Annotated in this window: 23 protein-coding genes and 1 tRNA gene; 10 read left to right on the forward strand and 14 right to left on the reverse strand. The window is 63.5% G+C overall.

The features are described from left to right. Positions 1 to 8 precede the first annotated feature (8 nt). The 6 genes from AC1DEK_RS20760 to AC1DEK_RS20785 form a co-directional block, all read right to left on the reverse strand. A complete protein-coding gene (locus AC1DEK_RS20760; RefSeq protein ID WP_478127171.1) occupies positions 9 to 3,236 on the reverse strand; it encodes a DNA primase family protein in 3,228 nt (1,075 codons plus the stop codon). Continuing rightward, positions 3,233 to 3,946: a hypothetical protein gene (locus AC1DEK_RS20765; RefSeq protein ID WP_478127172.1), complete on the reverse strand. Its 714-nt coding sequence runs from the start codon at positions 3,944 to 3,946 to the stop codon at positions 3,233 to 3,235. The genes AC1DEK_RS20760 and AC1DEK_RS20765 overlap by 4 nt, the downstream gene beginning before the upstream one ends. Positions 3,947 to 4,086: 140 nt before the next feature. Next, complete coding sequence (locus AC1DEK_RS20770) at positions 4,087 to 4,359, reverse strand: helix-turn-helix transcriptional regulator (protein ID WP_478127173.1); 273 nt, start codon at positions 4,357 to 4,359, stop codon at positions 4,087 to 4,089. A gap of 103 nt (positions 4,360 to 4,462) precedes the next feature. Then, the gene (locus AC1DEK_RS20775) at positions 4,463 to 5,011 is read right to left on the reverse strand and encodes a hypothetical protein (protein WP_478127174.1); all 549 of its coding nucleotides are present in this window, start codon (positions 5,009 to 5,011) and stop codon (positions 4,463 to 4,465) included. Next, the gene (locus AC1DEK_RS20780; RefSeq protein WP_478127175.1) at positions 5,008 to 6,429 is read right to left on the reverse strand and encodes a tyrosine-type recombinase/integrase; all 1,422 of its coding nucleotides are present in this window, start codon (positions 6,427 to 6,429) and stop codon (positions 5,008 to 5,010) included. The genes AC1DEK_RS20775 and AC1DEK_RS20780 overlap by 4 nt, the downstream gene beginning before the upstream one ends. 483 nt (positions 6,430 to 6,912) lie before the next feature. Continuing rightward, positions 6,913 to 7,818, reverse strand: a complete 906-nt coding sequence (locus AC1DEK_RS20785; RefSeq protein ID WP_478127363.1) for a LysR substrate-binding domain-containing protein — start codon at positions 7,816 to 7,818, stop codon at positions 6,913 to 6,915. A 150-nt stretch (positions 7,819 to 7,968) separates the two neighbouring features. Between AC1DEK_RS20785 and AC1DEK_RS20790 the strand changes: the two genes are divergently transcribed. From AC1DEK_RS20790 to AC1DEK_RS20800, 3 genes are read left to right on the forward strand one after another with little or no spacing between them, the layout of a single operon-like run. Further along, the gene (locus tag AC1DEK_RS20790) at positions 7,969 to 8,742 is read left to right on the forward strand and encodes an SDR family NAD(P)-dependent oxidoreductase (RefSeq protein WP_478127176.1); all 774 of its coding nucleotides are present in this window, start codon (positions 7,969 to 7,971) and stop codon (positions 8,740 to 8,742) included. 28 nt (positions 8,743 to 8,770) lie between these two features. Beyond that, a complete protein-coding gene (locus tag AC1DEK_RS20795) occupies positions 8,771 to 9,463 on the forward strand; it encodes a cupin domain-containing protein (RefSeq protein ID WP_478127177.1) in 693 nt (230 codons plus the stop codon). Continuing rightward, complete coding sequence (locus AC1DEK_RS20800; RefSeq protein WP_478127178.1) at positions 9,460 to 10,560, forward strand: flavin monoamine oxidase family protein; 1,101 nt, start codon at positions 9,460 to 9,462, stop codon at positions 10,558 to 10,560. The genes AC1DEK_RS20795 and AC1DEK_RS20800 overlap by 4 nt, the downstream gene beginning before the upstream one ends. A gap of 69 nt (positions 10,561 to 10,629) precedes the next feature. On the opposite strand, the gene AC1DEK_RS20805 is transcribed toward AC1DEK_RS20800, so the two are convergent. From AC1DEK_RS20805 to AC1DEK_RS20815, 3 genes are all read right to left on the reverse strand, one after another. Further along, positions 10,630 to 11,508: a DUF1254 domain-containing protein gene (locus AC1DEK_RS20805; protein WP_478127179.1), complete on the reverse strand. Its 879-nt coding sequence runs from the start codon at positions 11,506 to 11,508 to the stop codon at positions 10,630 to 10,632. Between the two features lie 2 nt (positions 11,509 to 11,510). Next, positions 11,511 to 11,702 (reverse strand): hypothetical protein, encoded by a 192-nt coding sequence (locus AC1DEK_RS20810; RefSeq protein WP_478127180.1) that lies wholly within the window; start codon positions 11,700 to 11,702, stop codon positions 11,511 to 11,513. Between the two features lie 157 nt (positions 11,703 to 11,859). After that, positions 11,860 to 12,567, reverse strand: a complete 708-nt coding sequence (locus AC1DEK_RS20815; RefSeq protein WP_478127181.1) for an SDR family NAD(P)-dependent oxidoreductase — start codon at positions 12,565 to 12,567, stop codon at positions 11,860 to 11,862. Positions 12,568 to 12,674: 107 nt separating this feature from the next. Here AC1DEK_RS20815 and bktB point away from each other — a divergent pair, with 107 nt between their 5' ends. The 5 genes from bktB to AC1DEK_RS20840 all read left to right on the forward strand — a co-directional run bounded on the left by bktB (position 12,675) and on the right by AC1DEK_RS20840 (position 17,554). Further along, complete coding sequence (bktB, locus tag AC1DEK_RS20820) at positions 12,675 to 13,856, forward strand: beta-ketothiolase BktB (protein WP_478127182.1); 1,182 nt, start codon at positions 12,675 to 12,677, stop codon at positions 13,854 to 13,856. A gap of 64 nt (positions 13,857 to 13,920) precedes the next feature. Then, positions 13,921 to 13,996: transfer RNA gene (locus AC1DEK_RS20825), tRNA-Lys, on the forward strand. A gap of 164 nt (positions 13,997 to 14,160) precedes the next feature. Next, positions 14,161 to 14,733, forward strand: a complete 573-nt coding sequence (locus AC1DEK_RS20830) for a TetR/AcrR family transcriptional regulator (protein WP_478127183.1) — start codon at positions 14,161 to 14,163, stop codon at positions 14,731 to 14,733. Between the two features lie 69 nt (positions 14,734 to 14,802). After that, positions 14,803 to 15,276 carry a (2Fe-2S)-binding protein gene (locus tag AC1DEK_RS20835; RefSeq protein WP_478127184.1) on the forward strand — a complete coding sequence of 158 codons (474 nt, stop codon included), beginning with the start codon at positions 14,803 to 14,805 and terminating at the stop codon, positions 15,274 to 15,276. A 13-nt stretch (positions 15,277 to 15,289) separates the two neighbouring features. Then, positions 15,290 to 17,554, forward strand: a complete 2,265-nt coding sequence (locus tag AC1DEK_RS20840; protein ID WP_478127185.1) for a xanthine dehydrogenase family protein molybdopterin-binding subunit — start codon at positions 15,290 to 15,292, stop codon at positions 17,552 to 17,554. 30 nt (positions 17,555 to 17,584) lie between these two features. Here AC1DEK_RS20840 and AC1DEK_RS20845 read toward each other — a convergent pair whose 3' ends face one another. Beyond that, on the reverse strand, positions 17,585 to 19,039 hold the full coding sequence (locus AC1DEK_RS20845; protein ID WP_478127186.1) for an alpha/beta hydrolase: 1,455 nt from the start codon (positions 19,037 to 19,039) through the stop codon (positions 17,585 to 17,587). 150 nt (positions 19,040 to 19,189) lie between these two features. Between AC1DEK_RS20845 and AC1DEK_RS20850 the strand changes: the two genes are divergently transcribed. Then, complete coding sequence (locus tag AC1DEK_RS20850; protein WP_478127187.1) at positions 19,190 to 19,612, forward strand: GAF domain-containing protein; 423 nt, start codon at positions 19,190 to 19,192, stop codon at positions 19,610 to 19,612. A 16-nt stretch (positions 19,613 to 19,628) separates the two neighbouring features. Here AC1DEK_RS20850 and AC1DEK_RS20855 read toward each other — a convergent pair whose 3' ends face one another. The 3 genes from AC1DEK_RS20855 to AC1DEK_RS20865 all read right to left on the reverse strand — a co-directional run bounded on the left by AC1DEK_RS20855 (position 19,629) and on the right by AC1DEK_RS20865 (position 22,323). Next, on the reverse strand, positions 19,629 to 20,144 hold the full coding sequence (locus AC1DEK_RS20855) for a DUF1697 domain-containing protein (RefSeq protein ID WP_478127188.1): 516 nt from the start codon (positions 20,142 to 20,144) through the stop codon (positions 19,629 to 19,631). Positions 20,145 to 20,176: 32 nt separating this feature from the next. Continuing rightward, a complete protein-coding gene (locus AC1DEK_RS20860; RefSeq protein ID WP_478127189.1) occupies positions 20,177 to 20,401 on the reverse strand; it encodes a hypothetical protein in 225 nt (74 codons plus the stop codon). Positions 20,402 to 20,487: 86 nt separating this feature from the next. After that, positions 20,488 to 22,323 carry an ATP-binding protein gene (locus tag AC1DEK_RS20865; protein ID WP_478127190.1) on the reverse strand — a complete coding sequence of 612 codons (1,836 nt, stop codon included), beginning with the start codon at positions 22,321 to 22,323 and terminating at the stop codon, positions 20,488 to 20,490. A gap of 173 nt (positions 22,324 to 22,496) precedes the next feature. Between AC1DEK_RS20865 and AC1DEK_RS20870 the strand changes: the two genes are divergently transcribed. Then, positions 22,497 to 23,003, forward strand: coding sequence for an SRPBCC family protein (locus AC1DEK_RS20870; protein ID WP_478127191.1), 507 nt, complete (start codon positions 22,497 to 22,499; stop codon positions 23,001 to 23,003). A gap of 8 nt (positions 23,004 to 23,011) precedes the next feature. On the opposite strand, the gene AC1DEK_RS20875 is transcribed toward AC1DEK_RS20870, so the two are convergent. Then, a complete protein-coding gene (locus tag AC1DEK_RS20875; RefSeq protein ID WP_478127364.1) occupies positions 23,012 to 24,274 on the reverse strand; it encodes a DUF2252 domain-containing protein in 1,263 nt (420 codons plus the stop codon). Positions 24,275 to 24,285 lie beyond the last annotated feature (11 nt).

The following is a 24,285-nucleotide window of genomic DNA, read 5'->3' on the forward strand; positions in this document are numbered from 1 at the left end:
GAATTGAGCTAGGTCCTTTCGGTTGCCGAGAACGGGGCGCCCGGCCACCTGACGAGATGCAATCCGAGGACTTCGCTGGTGTTGCTGACCGGGTTTCGCTGCACCGTCACGCCCTTTCCGGAGCCCCAACGCTCCAAACCCTTCCCGAATCGCTGCGAACCGAACGGTCGAGTGATGTGCTGCTCTTTGGCCCAGCACATGTAGGCGTCGTACAAGGTCTTCCGGGCCAGCACGGCACCCGGTTCCGCCTTCGTGTGTTCGTCGAAGAATTGGGCGAGGCGGTCTTCCTCCGACCTGTAGGCATCGGTCGCAGCGCGCACATCGGTCGGAACTTGGAGGCCGTTGGCATACCACTCGGCGGCGCCCATCAGCGCCCAGTTCAGGATTCCGGGCAATTCATGAGCGGCCAAGCACGCCTGTAATCCCATGTCGCGCCGCGAGCCCTCGAACTTGGCTTCAAACTGCGCCAGCAAAATGCGGCGCCAAATTCCATCATCGGTGCCCGTGATGAGCGGCCGATGGTTGGCGCGCAAGACCAGCTTGTGCTGAGGCCAAAACGCGAGAGGTTCCTGATACAGCAGCCGTCCCGTCATCCGGTCGTCGCCCGTGAACCACTTCACCGCGCCTTCGCGCAGCGGCATACCCTCGCGGGGCTCCTCGATCAACGCGACGCGGCGCCCCCGCAAGCGAGCCGCCATCCGCTCGTCATCGCTGCCGCTCGATGCGTCGATGGCACTCGGCGGTAAAGTCACCGCGTAGTCGCCCAGCATCAATGCGATTGTGTTGAACAAGACGCTCTTGCCATTGGCGCCATGCCCAAGCGCGAACAGCATGACCTGCTCGCGCGTGTGACCCGTGAGCGTGTAGCCGATGAAGACCTGAAGGAATCGCGCCAGGGCTACGTTGCCGCAGGTGATTTCCTCGATGAAGTCCAGCCAGCGCGGTGCCGAGGCTGCGGGGTCGAACGCCACGTTGGCCAGCATGGTCAGCCGGTCGGCGGGGTCGGGGGCTCGCAGGTTGCCGGCGCGCAGGTCGAGCGTCCCATTGGCCACGTTCAACAAGTCCGGCGCAGCGTCGAATTGCAGGATCGTTGCTACCTCGCGCTTGAAAAGGCCCAGCGCGGCGTCAATGGTGCTGCGTGATTCGCTTCTCTGGGCGTGCTTCGTCAATGCCTTCAGACGCTCGCGGGCGGCGTCGATGTCACCCTGGTTCGTCAGCGTGATCATGCGGGCCGACAGCGCAGCGATTTCCTGATCGATGAGCCGGCTCAGGCCGTGGGCCCGGCGCTCAGCCAGCTCCTTGTTGGGTGCCCAACGATGTCCGTCCCATGCAAGCCAGCCGATCCCGTGCGCGTAGACCACTTCACCGGCATAGGCGGTCGCCAGCCGACGAGCGTTGGCCAAATCGGTCGCGTCGCGCTTGGTACCGATGGGCGCAGCAGGAGCTGTGGCGAGGGGTGGCGAGGGCGGCGCGGGCGGCGGTGACGATCCCGTGTTGGGCGTGACGCTGGCGCCGGTGCTGGGTGCTGTGGCGGGGGCGGGGGCGGTGATGCTTGCCCCTGCGGCAGTCGGCGCAGACATGGCCAGGGCCTTGAACACGCTCTTTGCGGCGCGGAGCAGGTAGTAGATGCCGCCGCCGTGCGCATGGCTGTGGATGTGGGGACGACCTCCTCGGGAAGGCTTTGCGTGGATCGTGGCAATCCGCCTGTCGTTGTTGCCGTAGTCGGGCTCCTCCGGGTCGTGGCAATGCTGCCCGTCGTAGGTGTCCGGGTCGTCCAGGATTTCATCGACCGTCACGGACTTGCCCGTGTCCAGAATGATGAGCTGGTCGCTCTGCCAGTCGGCCTTGGCCATCCCCAGGCTCGTCTGTCTCGACGCGCTGGTGTGCGCATGCTGCTGAACGAGCTGAGAGCGCGCCTGTGCCTCCTCGTCCGGCGTGAGCGGCGGCAGGCACGCCAAGGCGCGCCGGTCTTTATGCAACGCAATCTGCTTGTCTACCTGCTCGGCCACCCAGGCGGCGCGGATGCGCTGGATGTCGGCCGCGATGGCGGGCTCCGCGATCTTCAGCTCGAACGCGGTGCGCTCGGCCTGCTCCAACTTCTTGGTGATCTTCAAGTCCCGGCGCGTGTCGATCAATTCGCCGGCCTCATTGAAGACCTCCGGCGTGGGACGCCGCTGCTCCAAGCCCCGTCCGCAGTCGGCACCGAACGAGAACACCAGGCGCTCCGGTCCTGACGCGGCGGGCGCGTCCACAACGGTCCTGGCGCGCGGCACGCCCGCGCTGCTGATCTCAATCCAGAAGTCCCCAGCCACGACCATGCGCAGGTGCAGCACCTTCGCAGCTTCGGGTGCATGGCTTGCGTCCACGATGCCCACCAGGTGGTGTACGCCACGCTGCCCGACGAGCTGAACACCGAGGGCACTGTCGAATACCCAGCCGCTGGCCGAGTCATAGGCCAGGGATGGCGCGCGTTCGATGGGCGGGTAATGCTTCACCAGCAGCGCCATGATCTGCTCGCGCGTGAAGGGCTGCATCCCGGCCGCCTTGGGCGCATCCGCATCGATCACCAAGATGCCCGGACCCTTGGGCCAATGAAAGTAGGCTTGCGACCTCGCGACCAGGTTGGGATTCGCGGCCCGCGCCTGCGGCGTGGCTTCGGCGGTCGTCACCACATCGGCGCGCTGAACGTTCGTGACACCGACCATCAGGGCCATGCCGGGCTTGTTCTGCGCCACCGCCGCCGCCAATTGCACGAGGGTGAGGGATTCTCGGTGCGCGGTGCCACGCACGAGCTGGCCGCCGTTTGCCTTCATCAATTGACCGCCATCGAGGCGGTATGCTTTCGACAAGACGGCCGGGTCGAGCGACTCGATGATTGTGATGTCGAAGACGTGAGCTGCGGCCCTCGGCGCAGGCGCAGACGCAGACGCAGACGCAGGTGCAGGTGCAGGTGCAGGTGCAGGTGCAGGCGCAGGCGCAGGCGCTGAGATAGACGTGGCGCACGCCTTAGACAGAGCGGCTGCGGGACGGCTGCGCAGCCAGGCGTCCGTCGCCTGCCAGTAGTACCGCCGTTTCGGGTCGAGCAGCAACGTGGAGCTTTGCAGGCAGGCACGTGCCGACAGGCACCCCAACAGCTTCTGGTTGATGCCTTGGCTTGCGCCAGCAGATACCAGCGCAGCGGCCAAGTCGCCCACGGTCATGGCGGCCGGCGTGTGGGGGTAGGCGTTAGTGGTCATTGCGCCATCCCTCCGCGTTCGACCACATCGACCGTCACGACAGGTGCGCCGGCCGTCCAGGCCGCCACATCGAACGTCAAACGACCCGCCGCGAGGCCAATGGCGAACTCCCGTGCCTGCTCGGCAGAATGCCCCCGCATTGCAGGCGGGTCCTCAGGGAACCACGGAAACGGCACCCGGTGCAATTGCTGCGAGCCGTCATCGTCCCGCCAGGCCGCCAACCCCCAGCGATCAAGTCCGGCGTCCTCGGTGAGCCCCTTCATGCGCCATGCCAAGCGCAACGTGCGCATCAGGAGCGGCTTGCCAACCGTGGAATCCAGGCACTCGTGCACGGCGCACGACAGCATGTGCTGGATCGCCGTGACGCGCGCCGCTTCGTCGCCGTGGAACACGACCGCGCACGTCGGGGTATCGGCCAGGGCCATCAACGCCCGGTCGCCATCCATACCCGCCGTAGCGACGGGAAGGCAGCCCTCGCAAAGGGCGAGGACGACCGGCAGCGTTTCTTCGTTGGCGCCGGTCATGAGGCAGCCCGCAAGCCGCCTGCGTTCAAGGAGGGCGTTGCAAAAGGCGCAACGACAAAGAGCGCGGCACTCGCGCAACATGCTAGGCGTCAGTTGGACCAACTGCAGGGCATCAGCCAACGTATCGGCCGTGGTGTAAGGGGCGGGCTTGCTGGCGCTCAGCAGCGCGCGGAAAAAGTCGGACATGGTGATCCTTTCGAGGGGAGTAGCAAAACCCGATGCCTTCTTGTCCGACCCGAAGCGCCCTGCGAAAATTTGAGGTGGTTCGTAACCTCGCGCATTCGCGCGCTTTCTAGACGGCCAGCATCGACGTGCTGGTCGTTTTTTTAGGCGGTTGCGGCCGCGTGGGGCAACTTCGACGCCGGGCCCCGCCTCCGGCTGGCGCCGGCCTTCTTCAACGCTCGCTCAGCCGCCACCTCCCGCAGGTAGCTGTGAATGTCGCTGGTCCGCCAAGCCACGCTGTTGGGCCCTACGGCGATAGGCCGGGCCAGCCGCCCTGCCGCGATGAGCTTGTAGATGCGGGCGGCACTCAGGGGCAGGATTTTTTGCACATCCGGCAAGCGCAGCAGCGGGTCTGAAATATCGATGGTGGGCAGCATGTTCGGGCTCCTTGCAAATAGAGCCTCGATACTCAGGCAAGCCTGCGCTTTCATCTGAGCACGGATTCGCTGCGCTTTTCACGCGAATTCGTGCTTCCCTTCCTCAATTCAGGCGTGCATCCGCTCTTAGAGCGCGTAGGTCGGCGTCGATGTTGGCCGCATTCGGGCGAATCTCATCTGGCAAGTCCTTGCATGCCCAACGGTAAGCGGCCACGAAGTCCCCGGACGCTCGATCCTCGGCACCGATGGCATCATTCGTGACCGTCGCTTTGCGGCCTGTTTCCGCCTCCCATGTATTGGCCAGGCGCAGCGTGAGTTGCTGGCGAGCGAGGTTGATGCGGGGCCCTGGCATGCCCCGAGACTTCTTCGTGGTCAATGCGCGCTCCAGCGCGGGTCGCACTTGACGCAGATACTCCAAGGCGCGAACGAAATCGGCTGCTTCATGAGGCGCCAGCGCAGCACCGTTGCCGGCTGCGCCCAGCGTGACCAAAGCAAGCAGGGGCTCGATGTCCCCCGCTGCATCCAACCCCTTGACCAAGTGCCCCGCGCAAACCGCGAGATCGCCTTCGCCGTAGCTCCACTGAGGTTTGAGGCGATATCGCTCGATGGCTTCGATCACGGCTGGCAACGCAGCGAAACCTTCCTTCGTCATGCCGCCGCCTTGCGCAGCGGCATGACCGTGGCGCTTGCCAAGGGCTGTGCCAGGTATCCGCCCCACGTTTCCATCAGCGCACGCCTGCGGGGTAACAACTGCCCACGCGAGTAAGCGCGGGAAACCTCGGTGCCGGTCAGGTGTGACAGCGCCACTTCGATGCATTCGGACGAGAAGCCCGACTCCTCATTGGCCCAAGTGGAAAAAGTTGCCCTGAATCCGTGCGCGACCACGCTGCGTTCGCGCTTGCCGGTTACGTTGCCGTGCTCGTCTTTGACTTCCTCCTCGACTACCAGCTTCATGCGGCGCAGCACCGACAGCATGGCCATATCGCTCATGGACGATTTCTCCTTGCGCGTGCTCGGGAAGATCAGGGAGTCATCGTCTTTTGGGCCAAGTGTTCCGAGGAGGGCCACCACGGCGGTGGACAGCGGCACGATGTGCTCGACCCTGCGCTTCATGCGCGAAGCGGGGACGGTCCAGATCGGGCCGCCGGCCGCGTTCCAGTCGATTTCGTTCCACCGCGCACCTCTGGCTTCGCCGGAGCGCGATGCGTTCAGGATGGCGAACTCCAGGCAGCGCGCGGCGACACCTGGCACACAGCGCAAACTCTCCATGAATGCGCCCACATCTCGATAGCCGAGCGCGGCATAGTTCTCGACCTCGCCCTGGTGCTTGATGAGCGCGGGCATTGTGATGTTGAGGTTTTCCTTCCTGCGCGCCGGGTTCTCGTCCGTGTACCACCGCATGGCGCGCGCGTGGGCAAACACTTGCTCGATGCGTCCGCAGGTGCGCCGCGCGGTTTCCACGCGGTCTGTATCGACCAACGGCTGAAGCACGGCAATCACGTCGGCCTCGGTGATCGTGGCAATGGGGCGCTCGCCGAGCAAGGGGTAGGCGTACTTTTCCAGCGTCTGATTCCACGTCCAGAGATGCTTGGCATTGGGCTTGCGCAGCTCGCCGTTCCTGCCCTTCTTGCCCTTGGCCACGTTGGTCAACACCAGTTCGGCCACGTCCTTGAAGGTGCGCTGCGCCTGGGCGTGCTGTTGGGCCACTTCATCACGTTCCTGGCGTTGGGCCTCCTTCGCATCAATCGGGTCGGTCCCGTCGCGCACCTGGCGACGTGCAGCATCGCGCAGATCGCGCGCCTCCTGGAGTCCCACATCGCCCTCGCCTGCCCCATACCGACCCAGGCCGCGCCATCGCGCCTTGCCGGTGGCAGGGCTTGTGTACCGATAGACCCAGCTACGGGTCACGGTGCCGCCGCCACCCTTGCTGGCCTGCACCTGTAGATACAGGCCGCCGCCGTCGCCGTGCACCCCTTCCTTGGCCGTGCGGCATTGCAGATCGGACAGCCAATTGCTGCCGCTCCTCTTGACCTTGCCGGCTTCGATACCGGCGCCCTTCTTCGCTGCCATGCGCTTCTCCGTGTGATTGCAGGGCGCCCCGCTGAGCGAACCTACAAATGAACCTACAACCGAAATTGTAGGTTCAGCGCATACGCATTGGTTCCGCCGCCAGCAACAAATAGGGATGAAGCATCCGTCTTCATTGGGGAGATCGGCAAATCTGTTGACAAGGGGATAGGCCGCTGGAATGGTCATCGGTGGACATCCTCTCCACCAACGAAACGAGTGTCCTACGGAAACACGTTCCGCCATCGGCGGGACAACCGTGAGACACAACGATGGCATCCATCATCAAGCGGACCGACACCACCGGCCGTACATCCTTCCAAGTCAAGATTCGCCGGGCGATCTTGAGGCCGCGACTGCACGTCTGCTTCTGGAGTTGAGGCACGAAGCGGCTACGCGGCGGATCTGGCCTAACGCGTCCGCGTCGTCGCTCCTGCAAGCGTTCGGCCGCGCACTTTTTTGACCGGGAAAGTAGAGTCGCACGCGCTACTGCTTGGCTTCGAATTGAAGCCAGTCACGGAAGGCCCTCAACCGTGGCAGGCCGCAGCACTCTGGTCGGTAGACGACGTAGTACGCCAGCGCCGACGCAAGGGAAATTTCCGGGAACAGCCTCACCAGCCTTCCAGCGGCCACGTCATCGCGGGCCATGACGCTCCGTGCGAGTGCGATGCCCTGACCGTCGATCGCTGCCTGCAACACAGCAGCGGAGTTGTTGATCTTCAGGCCACGCGCCGCGTCGATCCCGCCGACTCCCGCCTCCCTGAGCCAAGCCTCCCATGTAGGGAAGCCCTCCCGTGCGTCCATCGACAAGTCATGGATCAATAGTTGACCCTGCAGGTTCGTGGGCGTGGCCTCGATCCGTGCGAAGAGTTGCGGCGAGCAAACCGGGTACACCTCCTCGTCCATCAGCTTCTCAGATGCCAATCCCGGCCAGGTTCCCCTGCCGAACCGCACCCCTATGTCAATGCGCTGGGCGACAAAGTCCACCGGCTTGAGATTGGTGTCCAGCCGCACGTCGGTATCTGGCCAAGTGCTTTGAAAGCGGTCGATGCGCGGCAGCAGCCACTTGGCCGCGAAAGCCGGACTGACTGCGACCGTCAGCACGCCGCTTGTCGATCCTTCCTTGAGGCGTTCCAGGCCCAACGCGAGGCGGTCCAGTCCGGCTCGGATGTCCGGCAAGGCCCGGTCAACGGTATCGGTCGGAATTAGCCGCTGGCGCCCGCCGGTGCTGCGCAAGAACAGCGGGCTGCCAAGCCAACCTTCCAGCGTTCGCACGAGTTGTCCCACGGCAGCCGGGGTCACATGGAGTTCGCCGGCCGCCGCCGCGAAGCTCTGATGCCGGGCGCTCGCTTCAAGGGCACGGAGGGCGTTTAAGTGGACCGGAGATTTCATGGGAAGACAAACAATTTCTTTGTAGCGCAGACAGATTATCTGGTTTGCCCCTAACCGATCAACGGCGAACAATCATGACTTCGGTGGTCTGTGGCTTGGTCTCAGCCGCAATTCAACAAGGATAGTTTTCTACTCAATCGGAGATTTCATATGAGCAATCAGTTCAGGGGCAAGAAGCTGCTGGTTATCGGCGGCACAAGCGGCATCGGCTATGAGAGCGCCCGTGCTGTTCTGGCCGAGGGCGGCGCTGCCGTGATTGTCGGCAACAGGCCAGAGAAGGCGGACGCAGCACGCAAGGATCTGTCCGCACTGGGCAGCGTTGCCGCAATCGCAGCCGACCTGACCAGCGCTCAGGGCTTGCAGACATTGCTGCGCACCATCGACTCGGATCATGCCGACGTCGACCTGCTCGTCAATGCGGCCGGGGTCTTCTTCCCCAAGCCGTTCCTGGACCATCAGGAGGCGGACTACGACCAGTACATGAACCTGAACAAAGCGTTCTTCTTCATCACGCAGAAGGTCGCTGCGAACATGGTCGCCGCCAACCGCACTGGCGCCATCGTCAACATCGGCTCGATGTGGGCAAAGCAGGCAATCGCCGCCACGCCTTCGTCCGCCTACTCGATGGCAAAGGCTGGCCTTCACTCGCTGACGCAGCACTTGGCAATGGAACTGGCAGGCAAGAACATCCGGGTCAATGCTGTGTCCCCCGCAGTGGTACAGACCCCGATCTACGAGGGCTTCATTCCCAAGGCTGAGGTGCACGCCGCGCTGCAAGGTTTCAACTCCTTCCATCCCATTGGCCGCGTGGGCACCCCGCAGGATGTGGCTGAGGCGGTGGCCTTTCTCCTGTCCGACAAAGCCGGCTGGGTCACAGGCGCGATCTGGGATGTGGACGGCGGCGTAATGGCCGGCCGCAACTGAGCATCGACCGACTGCATCGAGCTGCACCATGCGCATGAACGCCGACTTTACAAAGGCTGCTGTCGTCACGCCCGATGGGCATCGCTGGGTGCCGTCGCCTCAAGGCGGTGTCGCCCGCGTGATGCTTGACCGCGTTGGGGGCGAGCGTGCTCGTGCGACCAGCTTGGTCCGGTACGACCAGGGTTCTCGATTCCCGGCGCATGAGCATCCGGGGGGCGAGGAGATCCTTGTGCTCGATGGCGTGTTCTCGGATGCAGAGCAGGACTTCCCGGCGGGGTGGTACTTGCGCAATCCGCCAGGATCTGTGCATCAGCCCTTCAGCGACGACGGCGCGGTCATCTTCGTGAAGCTGTGGCAGATGGAGGGCGCCGAAGCTGGACCGGTGCGCACAGACACCCGCGACCCCGCGAACTGGCGCCGCAACGGAGGAAGAGAGCAGTGCGCCCTGTTCGACAACGGTCAAGAATGCGTCCGTATGGAACGACTGCTCCCGGGCCAGCGGCTCACGTTGGATGCGACGTCTGGAGCGGAGCTTCTTGTGGTGGATGGCGAGCTGGCGGACGATGTGGGGCGTTTTCCCGCTCGCAGCTGGATTCGCACCCCTGCTTCATCATGGGTCGAACTGGAGGCAGGCAAGGCGACAACCGTGTTCATCAAGACAGGCCATCTGCCAACGCCTGAGCAGGTCTCACGGTTCGAGCAGGGTCTGCAGACTCCATGACGCAAGCACGCATCATCATCGTCGGTGGCGGACTCGCTGGTCTTTATGCGGCCTTCTTGTTGGAGTCTTCCAACGTGGACGACTACTTGCTGCTGGAAGCCCGGTCTTGCCTCGGCGGGCGCGTGATATCCGCCTCTTCGTCGAACCCGGACATGGCTCGTGTCGATCTGGGGGCAACATGGTTCTGGCCCGAGTTGCAGCCGGAGTTCGCTGCACTGGTCCAATACCTGGGCTTGCGCACTTTTGCGCAGCCAACCACGGGCGAGGCACTGTTTGAGCGGTCTGCGCAGCGAGGGCCAGAGCGCCTTTCTGGTTACCCGGCGTCTCCCGAATCGATGCGACTGGCCGGGGGCATGGGTGCGCTACTGGACGCGCTGAAAGCCCGCGTCGATTCCAGGCGCGTCTTCACGGGCCATGCCGTTGAAGCTATCCACGCGTCGTCCGGCGGCCTGCGCATCGACGCACGGCGCACAGGGGGAGCGGCCGTCGCGTTTGCAGGTCAACACCTGCTGCTAGCGATGCCACCACGGCTCGCCGCCTCGATGGTGCGCTTCGAGCCAGAGTTGCCGGCGCAGCTGGCGGCCCAGTGGACGAACACGGCAACGTGGATGGCCCCGCATGCCAAGTACGTCGCCATGTATGACACGCCGTTCTGGCGCAGCTCGGGTCTATCCGGTGATGCTTTCAGCCATGTGGGTCCCATGGTCGAGATTCACGATGCAGGCCCGGAGGCAGGGGCAGGTGCCCTATTCGGATTCGTGGGGACGCCAGCACGAGTGAGGCGGGGCATTCCCGTCGAGCAGTTGCGCGCCCTATGCCGCGCCCAGATGGTCCGATTGTTCGGGCCGCAGGCGGCTACCCCGGTGCAGGAGTGGCTACAAGACTGGTCGAGCGAACAGTGGACCGCAGTGCCGGCCGATTCCAGTGCTGCCGCTGGAGGCCATGCTGCTGCGCCTGCTTCGACCGCTGCGACTGGTCCGTGGGCAGGATGCATGTCAGGCATCGGCAGCGAGTGGTCCCCGGAGTTCCCGGGCTACTTGGCTGGCGCGATCGATGCTGCGCGTCGAGCTGTAGAACGACTGATGGAGACGATGTGAACCGCAATCTTTGGCTACTGACGTAAGCGGCAGTTCTGGGCTATGCGCTGCCACGATGCTCGCAGGCTACTACTCCGCCAATGGGCACACCGTGCAGTCATCGACAGGATCGCGTTGATCCGCCTCAGCCCCTCGGACGATCGGCTCGCGCTCCGCGTCGCGCGCCAATTCGTAGGTCGCCTCGATCTGGTCGAACCGAAGCATGAGACCTTGTTCAGACGTGAACTCGATCTGCAGCGAGTCTTCTTCCGCGAAATTGACGAACAGGACAGTTGGCAACGCGAGCGCGTTGAAGTGGTCGACGCGGTTGACTCGTGCAACGCAAGGTCGTTTCGACGAGCCCCTGGGCGCGACTGCCAGCACTTGCGAATAACGCGCCGACTCACCGAGCAGCGGCTTGGCGTCGGCCAGCACGGCCGGAAGCAATTCGCGAAAGGCCAGAGGCCGAACCCAGCGGGTTTCCGCGCCGTCGCCACCATTGCCGCTTTCGCCGCCTTTCGACGGATTGCTCACAACCGGTACTTTGCGCCAGTCCGTGACTTTGGACCTGCCGTCGAACTCGGCAACCGGATAGAGCCCGATCTCGTTGATCACCGGCTGCACCGCCGCTAGGTCCTGCGGCGTGTCTTCCCTGAAAACGCGCGGCACCACCACCCCCGTGCCAGTCTGCGACGCGAACACCTTGCTGATGCCGTGCGGTACCGTGCCCACCCAGTTGGGTCCGACCAGCAGATAGAAGCCCGGCCGCGTGCCATACATCTTGCGCAGTTCGGCGAAGCTGTCGGTGCGCGAATCCACCACCTGGTACACCCAGAAGCGATCGCCGAAATCCGGCACTTGCAGCACCACCGGCGACTCGTCGAGCGCGATGATGGCGTTGCCATACACCACGTCCTGATTGGGACACGCGACAGCGCGCTCGGCTGGATCGATGTAGTCGGTGAGCATCGTCAGCGTATTGACCGGTCCCACCGCAGCACGCCGCCCAGGAGCATCGGGTGCGGCAACTTGCCGAAGGTGCTGCGGCGGTTGTAGACGTTGACGATCGGCCACGCCCAGAAAAAGACGTCGCGCGCGACCAGTCGGATGTATTCGTCAGTGAGTCTTGCCTGCCTGTCGGGTCCGGGGATCACGTGCGCCATCGTTGTCTCCTCGAACGAAACCGCGCGGCAAACATATGCGGTGCGCCTCCGCCCTCCCCTAGCATGCGCAGGTCGCGGGCAAAGCGCACTTGTGTCCGAAGGTGAAGCGACGCCTGCCCCTTGGTGCATGCGCCGGCCACCGCCGGCCCGGACAGGATCAGGTGTCGAGCGTGAGGTGCTGGCCGTGCACTGCGGCCGCGCCTGGAGAAACGAGGAAGGCGATCGCCTGGGCCGCCACGCTGGTCGACACCCATCCTGCCGGGTTGGCATTCGGCATCGCCTGCCGATTGGCGGGGGTGTCGAGCACGCTGGGCGCAATGCTGTTGACGTTGATGCCGTGCGGCGCGAGTTCGGCCGCGGAGGCTTCGACCAGTCGCTGCAGGGCGCTCTTCGACGCGATGTAGGCCGACATGGCCGACAAACCCCGGGCGGCCGTCTTTGCGGTGACCGCGACCACGCTGCCGGACTTGCGCTCGATCATCGGCGGCACCAGCGCCTGCGAAACCGCCACGAAAGACCAGGCATTGAGATTCATCATGCGGTCCCAGGCGTCGCGGCTGAGCGCATGCACCGTCTCGCCCATCTCGAAGCCGCCCGCGATGTGGACCAGCGCATCGACCTGCTTGAAAGCGCCGAGGATGCGCATTGCCACATCGGCCATTGCCGGCGCGGATGTGACATCCGCCTCCAGCAGCAGATGCTGGGAGTTGTCCAGGCCGGGAAAGGCGCTGGTCAGATGCTCCAGCCGGTGATCGATCAGCGCGAGGCGGGCGCCCTGGTCGAGAAAGTACTGCACCACGGCGCGACCGAGCGCGCCTGCGGCGCCAGTCACGACCACATGCCGCGAGGGGTTCGCTTCGTTCATTTCAAGGCTCCTGGTTGGGCAAGGATGGTAACGCCGGCGTCACGACACCAGCGCTCGTCCTGGCATGATTGCAGCTGTCGTTTTGCGTTTTGGATTGGAGACTCGTCATGAAAGAAGTAGTTGTCGTCAGCGCGGTTCGCACCGCCATCGGAACATTTGGCGGAAGCCTGAAGGATGTTCCACCCACCAAGCTGGCCGGCTTGGTCACCAAGGAAGCCTTGGCGCGCGCCAAGGTCGATGGCAAGGACGTCGAAAACGTGGTCTTCGGCCATGTCATCAACACCGAACCGCGCGACATGTACATGGGCCGCGTCGCCGCCATCGAAGGCGGCTGCGCGCAGGAGACGCCCGCGCTGACGGTCAACCGGCTGTGCGGCTCGGGCCTGCAAGCGATCGTGACTGCGGCGCAGAGCATTCAGCTGGGCGATGCCAAGGTGGCCGTCGGTGGCGGCGCAGAGAGCATGAGTCGAGCGCCTTTTGCTTCATTGACGGCTCGCTGGGGCGTTCGCATGGGCGACACCAAACTCGTGGACATGATGATCGGCGCGCTCCATGACCCGTTCCAGAACATCCACATGGGCATCACCGCAGAGAACGTCGCCAAGAAGTGGGACATCAGCCGCGAAGCACAGGACCAGACCGCGCTCGCGAGCCATCAGCGCGCGCAGAACGCCATCGAGTCTGGCCGCTTCAAGTCGCAGATCGTTCCGGTGACGCTCGAAAGCCGCAAGGGACCCACGCAGTTCGACACGGACGAGCACGTGCGCTTCAACGCCAAGATCGAAGACATGGCAAAGCTCAAGCCCGCCTTCCTCAAAGAGAACGGCACCGTCACGGCCGGCAACGCTTCGGGCCTGAACGACGCGGCCGCCGCCGTCGTGCTGATGGAAAAGGAAGAAGCGGCCCGGCGCGGCCTGAAGCCCATGGCGCGTGTGGTGGCCTACGCCTTTGCTGGCGTGGATCCGAACTACATGGGCATCGGCCCGGTGCCGGCATCGCGCAAGGCGCTCGAGAAGGCTGGCCTCAAGGCGTCGGACATGGACGTGGTCGAAGCCAACGAAGCTTTCGCGGCGCAGGCCTGCGCGGTGACGAAGGACCTCGGGCTCGACCCCGCGAAGGTCAATCCGAACGGTTCGGGCATTTCGCTGGGGCATCCGATCGGCGCGACCGGTGCGTTGATCACCGTCAAGGCACTGTATGAACTCAAGCGCATTCGGGGCCGCTACGCACTGGTCACGATGTGCATCGGCGGGGGCCAAGGCATCGCCTGCATTTTTGAAAGAGCCTGAAGAAGCGTGCAAAAGTTGTGGCTATAATCGTCGGATTGCCTGAAACGACAGAGATGTTTTTCAGGGGCTCTTAGCTCAGTTGGTAGAGCAGCGGACTCTTAATCCGTAGGTCGAGTGTTCGAGTCACTCAGGGCCCACCAAAAATTGAGAGCACACAGTGCTCGACTTCAAAGGCCTCCCTTGCGGAGGCCTTTGTTTTTTTCCGCTCCCATACTTTCTCTCCCAAGCACTGCATCGCGATCTGTCGGCGGCTTTTAATGAACACCTGTTCATTCAAGAGCCGAAAAAACCTAAGATCGACACCGTGAAACTCAAAGACGACGAAAAGCTCCGAGCCATCGCCGAAGCGACCTTCACGCTCGTCGAGCAAACCGGCCTGAGCGGCTTGACCATGGCCTCCATCGCACGCGAAGCGGGCTTGGCCACGGGCACGCTCTATGTGTATTTCAAATCCAAGGAAGAGTTGATGGTCGCGCTCTACGAGCAGGCCAAGACAGCGACGGCGGCCAGCCTCATGCATGGCGACAATCCCAAAGCGCCCTTTCGCAGCCGCTTTCGGCACATGTGGATGAACTGGCTGGAGCACCGCCTCACGCACTATGCGCAAGTGATCTTTCTGGAGCAGTACTACAACTCGCCATGGTTCAGCGAAGAGAGCCGAAACCTCTCGGCTCGCCTCATCAAGGGCTGGATTGATCTGATTGAAGAGGCCAAGGCCCAGCAGATCCTGAAAGACGTCCCGACCGTGCTGCTCATCAACAGCTTCGGCGGCTCGGTTCGCGAAACGGCCAACCTTTTGCGCTCAGGCGCATTGGCTCACACCAATGCCAATCTGACGATGGCTTTCGGCCTCTGCTGGGACGGCATCAAGGCTTGATTCGCTTGACCGTGGCGGCATACAGGTCTATCGTTTGGCCGAATTATTGTTCGCTCAAAGGACCTCGCGATGACAACACTCAATATCAACGGCAAGGATCGACAGGTCGACCTCGACCCCTCCACGCCGATCCTCTGGACACTGCGTGACACGCTGGGCATGACGGGCACCAAGTTCGGCTGCGGCGCAGCGCTGTGCGGCGCCTGCACGGTCCACCTGAACGGGCAGGCGATCCGTTCATGCATCACACCCATCTCCGCTGCCGAGGGACAGAAGATCTCGACGATCGAAGCCGTCACCGATGGCAGCGACAAGGTCGGCAAGGCCGTTCACGAGGCGTGGGTCAAGCACGACGTGGCGCAATGCGGCTACTGCCAGAGCGGCCAGATCATGTCCGCGACCGCTTTCCTCAAGACGCTCGCGCCGGGCAAGCTGCCGAGCGAAGCCGACATCGATTCGGCCATGGCCGGCAACATCTGCCGCTGCGGGACCTATGCGCGCATTCGTGCCGCAGTTGCCGACGCCGCCAAAACACTGGCTTGAAGGAGACCACGACATGAATTTCGATCAGACCACCTTCGAGCTTCCGGCCAACCTGCAGGCGCTGATGCAAGGCCAGGACGACACGACACAAGCACAAGCACCAGCCACAGGCCTTCCCCGGCGCAGCTTCATGAAGCTCACGGTCGTGACAGGCTTCGCGCTGGGCGTCTTCCCGATGAGCGCACTGGCGCAGGACTCGAACGCCACCGGCGTGAAGCCCGCAGGATTGAAGCCATTGCAGCAGCCCGCTGCCTTCGTGCGAATCGACCGTGACGGAACCACCACCATCACCATCAACCGGCTCGATTTCGGACAAGGCGTGCAGACGGCGCTGCCGATGATCCTGGCGGAGGAGCTCGATGCTGATTGGTCGAAGGTCAAGAGCGTTCATGGGAACAACGATCCGGCCTACGTCGATCCAGCATTCGGCATGCACATCACCGGCGGATCGGGTTCGGTCAAGAATTCGTACACGCAATACCGTGAACTCGGTGCGCGCACACGGGCGATGCTCATCAGTGCAGCAGCGGCGCAGTGGAAGGCCGATCCGGCCACGCTGAAGACGCGCGACGGCGTCGTCATCGGCCCGGGAGGCAAGAAGCTTGGCTATGGCGAACTTGCAGAGGCGGCAATGAAGCAGCCGGTGCCGGAGGCCGTCAAGCTGAAGGACCCGAAGGACTTTCGGCTCATTGGCAAGCCCACGGGCAGGCTCGACGCGCAAGCCAAGTCGAGCGGCCAGCAAAGCTACGGCATCGACATGCGCCTGCCTGGCATGCTGACCGCCGTGGTGGCTCATCCGCCGGTGTTCGCGGCCAAGCTCAAGTCCGTGGATGACAGCGCAGCGAAGCGCATCAAGGGCGTCAAGGCCGTGCTCCGCGTTCCGCTCGACCGCGGCGGCGAAGGTGTGGCCGTGGTCGCAGACGGCTACTGGCCTGCCAAGCAAGGCCGCGACGCGCTCAAGCTCGAATGGGACACCAGCAATGTCGAGAAGGTCGACAGCGACAAGCAGCTCGCGCAGTACCGTGACCTCGCGACGAAGCCGGGCCCGCGCAAGTACGACGCCGACGTGTCGAAGCTCGCCAGCGCACCGCACAAGATAGATGCCGAGTTCGTGTTTCCCTATCTCGCGCACGCGCCGATGGAACCGCTCAACTGCACGGTCAGCCTCACCGGCGACAAGGCCGAAGTGTGGACGGGCACGCAGATGCCGGGCATTGACGGAATGGCGGCCGCAAAGATTCTCGGCGTGCCGCCACAGAACGTCAGGGTCAATGTGCAGATGGCGGGGGGCGGCTTCGGTCGCCGCGGTCTCTTGACCAGCGACTTCGTCTCGGAGGCTTGCAGCGTGGTCAAGGCCGCACAGGCAGCGGGCATCGCGGCACCGATCCGCACGCTGTGGAGCCGCGAAGACGACATAAAGGGCGGCTATTACCGTCCGATGCATCTTCACACGGCGAAGATCGGCTTCGACGCACAGGGCAAGATCATTGGATGGGACCATGCGATCGTCGGCCAGTCACTGCTGATGGGCAGCATGTTCGAGCCGATGATGGTCAAGGACGGGATCGACGCCACGGCGGTCGAAGGCATGAAGGAGCCGTACGAGATTCCGATGCGTCTCACCGTGCATCACCCGAAGCTCAACGTGCCGGTGCTCTGGTGGCGCAGCGTGGGCTCGACCCACACGGCGTTCGTCATGGAAACGCTGCTCGACGAAATCGCCCGCACCACCAGGCAAGACCCCGTCGCCTATCGCATGAAGCTCATCGGCGATCAGCATCCGCGGCACAAGGCGGCTTTGCAACTGGCAGTGGACAAGTCCGGCTACGGCAAGAAGAAGCTCGACGCAGGACGCGCCTGGGGCGTGGCCGTGCACGAGTCCTTCAATTCGGTGGTGGCGTACGTGGTGGAGGCTTCGGTCAAGGATGGCACTCCCACACTGCACAACGTCACCGCGGGCGTGCATTGCAACCTCGTGGTCAACCCGGAGACCGTGGAAGCACAGGTGCAAGGCGCCGCCGTCATGGGTCTTTCGATGTGCCTTCCCGGCGCCGCGATCACGCTCAAGGACGGAGTGGTGCAGCAAAGCAACTTCGGTGACTTCGTGGTCCCTCGAATCACCGACATGCCGAAGATCGCCGTGTACACCGTTCCGAGTGCCGACGCACCCACAGGCATGGGCGAGCCAGGACTGCCGCCGCTTGCGCCCGCTTTTGCGAATGCGGTTGCGGCGATCACGGGCAAATCGGTGCGCGAGCTGCCCTTCAGGCTGGCCTGAGCAATTGCGAAACTGCGCGGCGCTGCATGCCTACCGTCGCGGAAGACCCTCTTCGATCCGATGGGCCATGTACGGGTAGAACGGGTTCGACAATAGTCGCGTGAGAAAGTCGGAGTTGACCGCGAGCGCGCGGTTTTCTCCGCGCACGGCGAGCGCGCCGAGGCTGATGCCAAAGTCCTCGCGCCCATCCGGCTGCAATCCGTACAAGCCGTCCGTCACCGGAAACGGCAGCGCCACATGCGACAGCGAATACACCTCGCGCGGAAACGCAAGCCCCAAAGGGCGGACCTTCTCTGCCACCGCACCCGCTTCGGTGGCGCGCTCCACCACTTGCAGGGAGCCCGTGTCGTCATTGGTGATCCACGTCGCCCTGAATGATCTCGGTGCCGGCGCGAGCAATCGGGCCGGTTGCGGATCGCTCGCGTCGTTCAACAGCGGACCAAACTTGGCGCTGCGGTTCATGTCGAAGAGCACCAGCTCGCTGCCGTTCGCAGGAAGGCGCTCATAGAGACTGGTCACGATGGCGCGCGTGCTGACGGTGGCATCGACCACCGACTGGAACGTGAGGATCGGCGCCAGCCTGGCCAACCGCCCGGCGCTCGCCTCGCGCTCGATGTGGGCCTGCAGGTCCCGCGTCAGCAGTGACGATTGCCGCGCGCCATTCACGGGAAAGGAGTTGTATTTGAAAGGATTGAACTCAGGCGTGATGCCGAGCCACGCCGCCTTCTCGAAAGCCGGGAAGACCGCCGGCCACCCGAGCACGCCGGCGAATCGCGAAAGCGCGGTCACACCGATCATCGGCGTGATGAGCACGAGCCGGTCCGGCCGCGCGAGGCTCTCGTCGTCCAGCGCATCGAGCGCGTAATTCATCGCTAGCGCCCCACCGTTGGAATAGCCGACCACGTGCAGCGGCAGCGGTGCAGGCACACGGCGGCGGGCCTCGCGCACCGCCAGACGCGTCGCTTCCGACCAGTCTTTCCAATCGATGTTCGTCAATCCCGCGGGTACGGTCCCGTGACCGGGCATGCGCATCGCGACAGCGACAAAACCGTGATCCCGATACAGCTCGGCGATATGGCGGAGGCTGTAGGGTGAATCCGTCAGTCCGTGCAGCAAGACGACGGCGCCGGCGGGCTGCCCCTTCGGCTCGAGCACGAACGAACGATTCCAGTCCTGCGCGAAGTGCGCCGCGTTGAGTGGACTGGCCTCGTAGTAGCGGTTGCCGGGCACCTGGTCTTCTCGAGGCAGCTTGTCCATCACCTCGGCGCGCACTTCCGCGAAGGCGGCATTCTCGGCAGCCATGTAGGCGTTCCAGTCGGCCCTGCGGAGTTCATCGCGGGAAAGCTCATGCGGCACGTGCGTGTGCCATTGCTTGAGAGGCGGCCCGTTCTGAACGCCGTAGATGCGGCCGCCGACCAGAACGACCATGGCCGTGACGGCAATGAGTCCGATGTATTTCAGGATCCTTAACGACCGTGGCCTCATTGCTTTCCTTGAAAGTTCCGGTGACATCGGAAAACAAACGCATTGGGTTTTTGCGAGCCGCGCATTTGCCCTATAGTCATCGGAGCCGCTCCGCAGTGAGGAAGGATGACTTTGGCACCACGTAATTTCGATACATTTTCAGCGGTTCTGTTGAGCGATGGTCCCGCTGCCGCGCTTGCTTATCTGAACAAAGGCGTCCCTCACCGATACACCGCGATCTACCGCTTCGACGACAACCTTCTGCGCAACGTTCTGTTGCACGACAAACGCAATCAGCTTCCCCCTCAGTTCCTGCTTGCCGTGCCCTTCGAGCACAGCTTCTGCCAGTTCGTGCGAAAGGATCAATCGTTTCGAACGGACGACTCGGGCCACGACCAGAGGCTGACAACTCATCCATACCGGGGCGTGGTCGTGTCTTATCACAGCGTTCCTATCGCAAACAATTTTGGCGAGCTATGGGGAACGCTGAGTCACTTCGACCTGATGACCAACTCGGTATCGGACGAAGAGTTCCACCTGCTCGAACGAGCGGCGCAAGCTTTGAGCAGGCACGTGAACAAGCTGGTCACCTGACAGAGCGCCGCTGCCTTCAGGCCGCGGCGCATTTCCTGACGGTGTCCCAGGTGCGCGTGGTGACGCCATCGCCGAATGTCTTCTCGATCAACGTCATGAACACTGGGCCGCGCGGCCCGGGAACATAGGCCGAGAAGACTTCGCTGCCCTTCATCGAGAGGATCTGAGCCGCATCGAACTCGATCGGCAGCGCAAGCTTCGTTTCGCTGGGCCTGCGCAGGAAGGTGACGACGCGTTTGGCATTGGCAGGCAGTTCAAAGTCAGCGTAGGGGTCTGCCTCAATCAGGGAGCGCAGGGCATCTGCCGGTCTCACGATCGTGAGGAACGTGCGGTCGAGGCGTTGGGCCATTGCCGCCTCGGCCCTGCGTTCGAGCGCGGCGTTCGAGGCAGCGCGGGCATTGAAGACCACATTGCCACTCGACAGCAGCGTCTTCACATCGGCGAAGCCGGCGCTTTCGAAGCAGCGCTTCAGCTCCGCCATCTTGGCATTCATCGGGCTCACACCGCGAAGAAGTGCGACATAGCGAGGCATGGCGTGCGATATCGATATGTTGGACTTTGCCCTCAGTCGCAGCGATAGGTGACTTCGCCCTGTGGCGTGCCCGGTCCCTTGGTGTCGAGAAAGCGCATCGGCGCCCCGAAGTTGCGGCAGTACGCCTCGGCTTCCGCGGCAGTCGGCGACTTGAGCACGCCGTCGCCGAGAAAGGTGACGCGGGGAGCGGAGCGCGAAGCACATCCGGCGACCAGAGCCACAAACACGAAGACTGAGAAGGTAATGAAACGACGCATCAGGAAACGCATTGCTGCGAGTTGGAGAGGAATGGGTGGTGGCGTCACTGTAATCGCACCCGGCCCGGACAACTCCGCTGCCGACGTCAATCCACCGAGGCGGCCGTCGGCAGCGTGAAGCTGAACACCGCGCCACCGCCATCGCGGTGAGAAGCCCACAGCTTGCCGCCGTGCGCTTCGATCAGCTTGCGGCATATCGCCAGCCCCACGCCGAGGCCACTGGATTTGGTCGAGTAGAACGACTCGAAAATCCGCTCGAGGTCTTCGCCGGCAATGCCGACGCCGCGATCCGCGACTTCCACCAGCATGTCCGCACTCTCGTTCAAGCAGATGCCGACCGAAATCTCCCGCTCGAGGTTGGAACGGGCCAGTTCGGTGGCTTCCATTGCGTTTCGCAGCAGGTTCAGGATGACTTGCTGCAAGTGGATCTCGTCGACCACAATGCCCGGCAGTGACGTTTGCGCCTTCAGCACGATGCGGATGTCGCGCAGTTCGCAGTCCATCTTCACCATGCCGACGCATTCGGTCACGGCCCGGTCGATATCGATGAGCTTCGGCTCCAGATCGTGCCGCTGAACCATGCTGCGCATGCGCGTCACCACATCGCCCGCGCGGGTCGCCTGTCCGATGATCTTGTCGAGCAGATCGGTCAGCCGGACCATGTCGGGCGCAGGCTCCGCGGCGCGTCGACGCGCGGCGAGCGCATAGTTCTCGATCGCCCCAAGTGGCTGGGTGATCTCATGGGCGAGGCCAACCGACATCTCGCCCGCGGTGTGTACGCGCACCAGATGCGCCAGCCGTTCTCGCCAATGGGCCGCCTCGACCTCGGCTGCCAGCTTGCGGCGCTCCGCGGCCTCGCGCACGTGCAGGTTGGCGAATACTTCGGCAAGCAGGGTCACCCCGGGCGTCAATGCATCCGGCCATTCGTGTTCGAGCTCGATGCTCGCCAGAGTCAGCGCCCCGGCGATGCTGCCCCCCACCCTGATCGGCACGGCCAGCAGTGAACGTATGCCGAGCTGACTCAGCGTCTCCGCGTCCAGCTGCGCCTTTGGCGGGAGGTCTGGAACGTGAACGATTCGGATGACACTGCCGCTTCGGACCTGCGCGTAGATCCACGGCAACTGGGGCACTTTGCCCTCCGCCGCAGGGCCTGCGAATCCGTCGGCGTTCCACTGCTGTGTCACGCCGAACGGGATGTTGGCGCCGACGCGCCAGAGCGCCGCTCTTTCGGCGCCCACGAATTCGCCAATCTGCCGAAGGCCCAGCGCCATCGCCTGGTTCTGCTCTCCGGGCTTCGACATCAGGAGGGACGCGAGGATGCCACTTGCAAGCCGCTCGAAGCCCAGCGCCATCTGGAGTTCCTCCTGCGCGCGTTTGCGAGCGAGTGCGCTCCCGAAAATCTCCGCCAGGAGCCGCATGCGCGCCAGCAGGTCGTCCGGCCAGCTCCGCTCTTTGTGAACGCAGCCGAATCCGAGACTTCCGTGCAATTGCCCTCCCACCGTGATCGGCATCATCACGTGAGACTTCAAGCCGATCCTGCGCCAGGTCTCCTTGTCGACGCTTGCTTCAGGCGGGAGTTCGTCCAGCCGCGCAAACGCAATCGGCTCGTTGGCTCTCGCCTTCAGCAGCCCCCATGGATTCGTTTCACGCGCCGACTTGAATTTAGGCACGAGGTCCACGCCCTCGATGGCGTAGGAGTGGGTTGCCTCCGCGCGGCCGGTGATCGGGCAAAGGCGATTCAGCGTGGATCGATCGATGCCCAGGGTCGAGACCATCCGCGCCAGCCCTTGATTGATCGCGCCATCGATGTCTTGCGCAGGCAGCGAGATGAACGCGGCCGACAAGTCCGTGAGCAGGCGCTCGAATCGGAGCAGCTCCTCCAGCGGTGCTTGGGACGGGGCCGAAGCGACAACGTCATTCATGGTCGTGCGGAAAGGGCAGTTCGGCTGGCTTCGGATTTGGATTCGATCCTAGTGCAGAACACCCGCCATCGAAGCTCATGAAATGCACCTAATGCCACGTCTTCGAGACCTTCTGCCACGTACGTGGTCTTAGGTGACCACCGGGATGGATGCACGCCAATCAGCGCGCCAGAATGAAAGTTCCGATCGGAGATCGAACCATGCACTTTGCCTGCCGCCCCGTCGATGCGTCGTTCTTCGACACAGCACCCTTGCAGTTCAAGAACATCGTCGACCTCGAGGCGCCGCCCTCGAAAGTCTTTGCCGTCTTCGAAGATGAGGCATCCTGGCCGCAATGGTTCCATGCCATTCACAAGGTCGTCTGGACCAGTGAAAAACCGTATGGTGTCGGCACGACCCGAACCGCGTCGCTTGCTGCAGCCAATATCGACGAGCACTTTTTCATCTGGGAACCCGACCATCGGATGGCGTTCTACGCGACTGGCACCTCCGTGCCGCTGGCCCATGCCATGGCGGAGGACTACCAGTTGGAAGAAACCGAGCCCGGAAAAACCCGGTTTACCTATCGCGTTGCCATGGACCCGCACCTCGCGATCAGCATGGGCGGCCCGCTGTCGAAGATGTACTTCGAATCAATGTTCGCGAGTGCCTGCAAGCATCTGCAGAGCTACGTGAAGTAGTCGAGAAGCTACCCGGCGGCAGGGGCCAGGAGCCGCTCCATCGCCGCCACTTGGACGGCGCCTTCGCGCGCTGCGGCGGCAAAGGCGTTGTAATCGCGATGGGTCTGCCGCGCATACCTTTCCGCAAAGCGAACCATGGCGTTGTCGAACACGTCCGACTTGCCGAGATAGCCGCCGATCGTTGCCGCATCTCCTGACTTGGCATGCGCCAGCGCCAGTGCCCAGCCGCAGATGCTGCAATATTGGGAAAAGGCCGACGGGCTGGTCGCGTGTGGTTCAAGTTCGATGCTGCCCTTCATGTCGCGCAACTGGCGTACGTAGTAGTCCACGCCATCGAGCCGGCCCCAGCCGAGGAAGATGTCGGGCGAACCCTGAATGAGCCGCTGTCCGACCACCACGCGCCGCCCCTGGTTTGCGGGCATCGCGAATTCGGCATCCGGCGGCAGGTAAGGCGACAGCACCGAAGGCTGCGCCTCCTTGATCTGAAGGAACAACGGATCATCCTTGTCCCGGCCTTGCAACAGGATCACCCAGCAGCGCGTGCCGACGCTGCCGACGCCGACGACCTTCTGCGCGAAATCCATCACCCGATAGCGCGACAGCAGTTGGCGCCGCTCGGGCGCCAGCGAGTCGAGGTAGGCGAAGAGGAACCGGCCCAACGCCTCCTCCACCGGCCGCCCTGCCGAGGTATGCGTCGCCCGCACGATGAAAGGATGCTGCTCGACGATGTGATGCCGGTTGTCGATGAGGTCGGTCATCTTGTCCAGCACCTGCAGATGGTTGCGCTTGCGAGCCTTTTCCAGCACGGCCACCGCGCCGGGCTGAAGCCATGGCGGCAGCGCATCGAGCAGCCTGGCGCTGTCGATCGTGTCGTACCACACGTCGAGTTGGCCCATGCCGGCATAACGCCGAATGTGCCGGCGGTAGCTCTCGACGGCGGTGCGGGATGCTGTTTCGCAGGCCACGGCATCGCCGCCCAGATACTGCGTCGCAACAAATGCGCTGGCGGCAAGTCGCTTGATGTCCCATTCCCAGGGGCCGGGTTGCGTCTCGTCGAAGTCGTTGATCGCGAAAACAAGCTGCCGCTCGGCCGAAGCGAAGACGCCGAAGTTCGCCACATGCATGTCACCACAGGTCTGCACCTGGAGCCCCGTTGTCGCGCTCGGCGCCAGATCCGCCGCCATCACTGCCGCCGATCCGCGAAGGAATGCGAAAGGCGACTGCATCATGCGCATATGGCGCACCGGCACCAGTTCGGGAATGCGCGTCAACGCCTGCGTGC

Source organism: Variovorax sp. 10N420 (assembly GCF_056394705.1).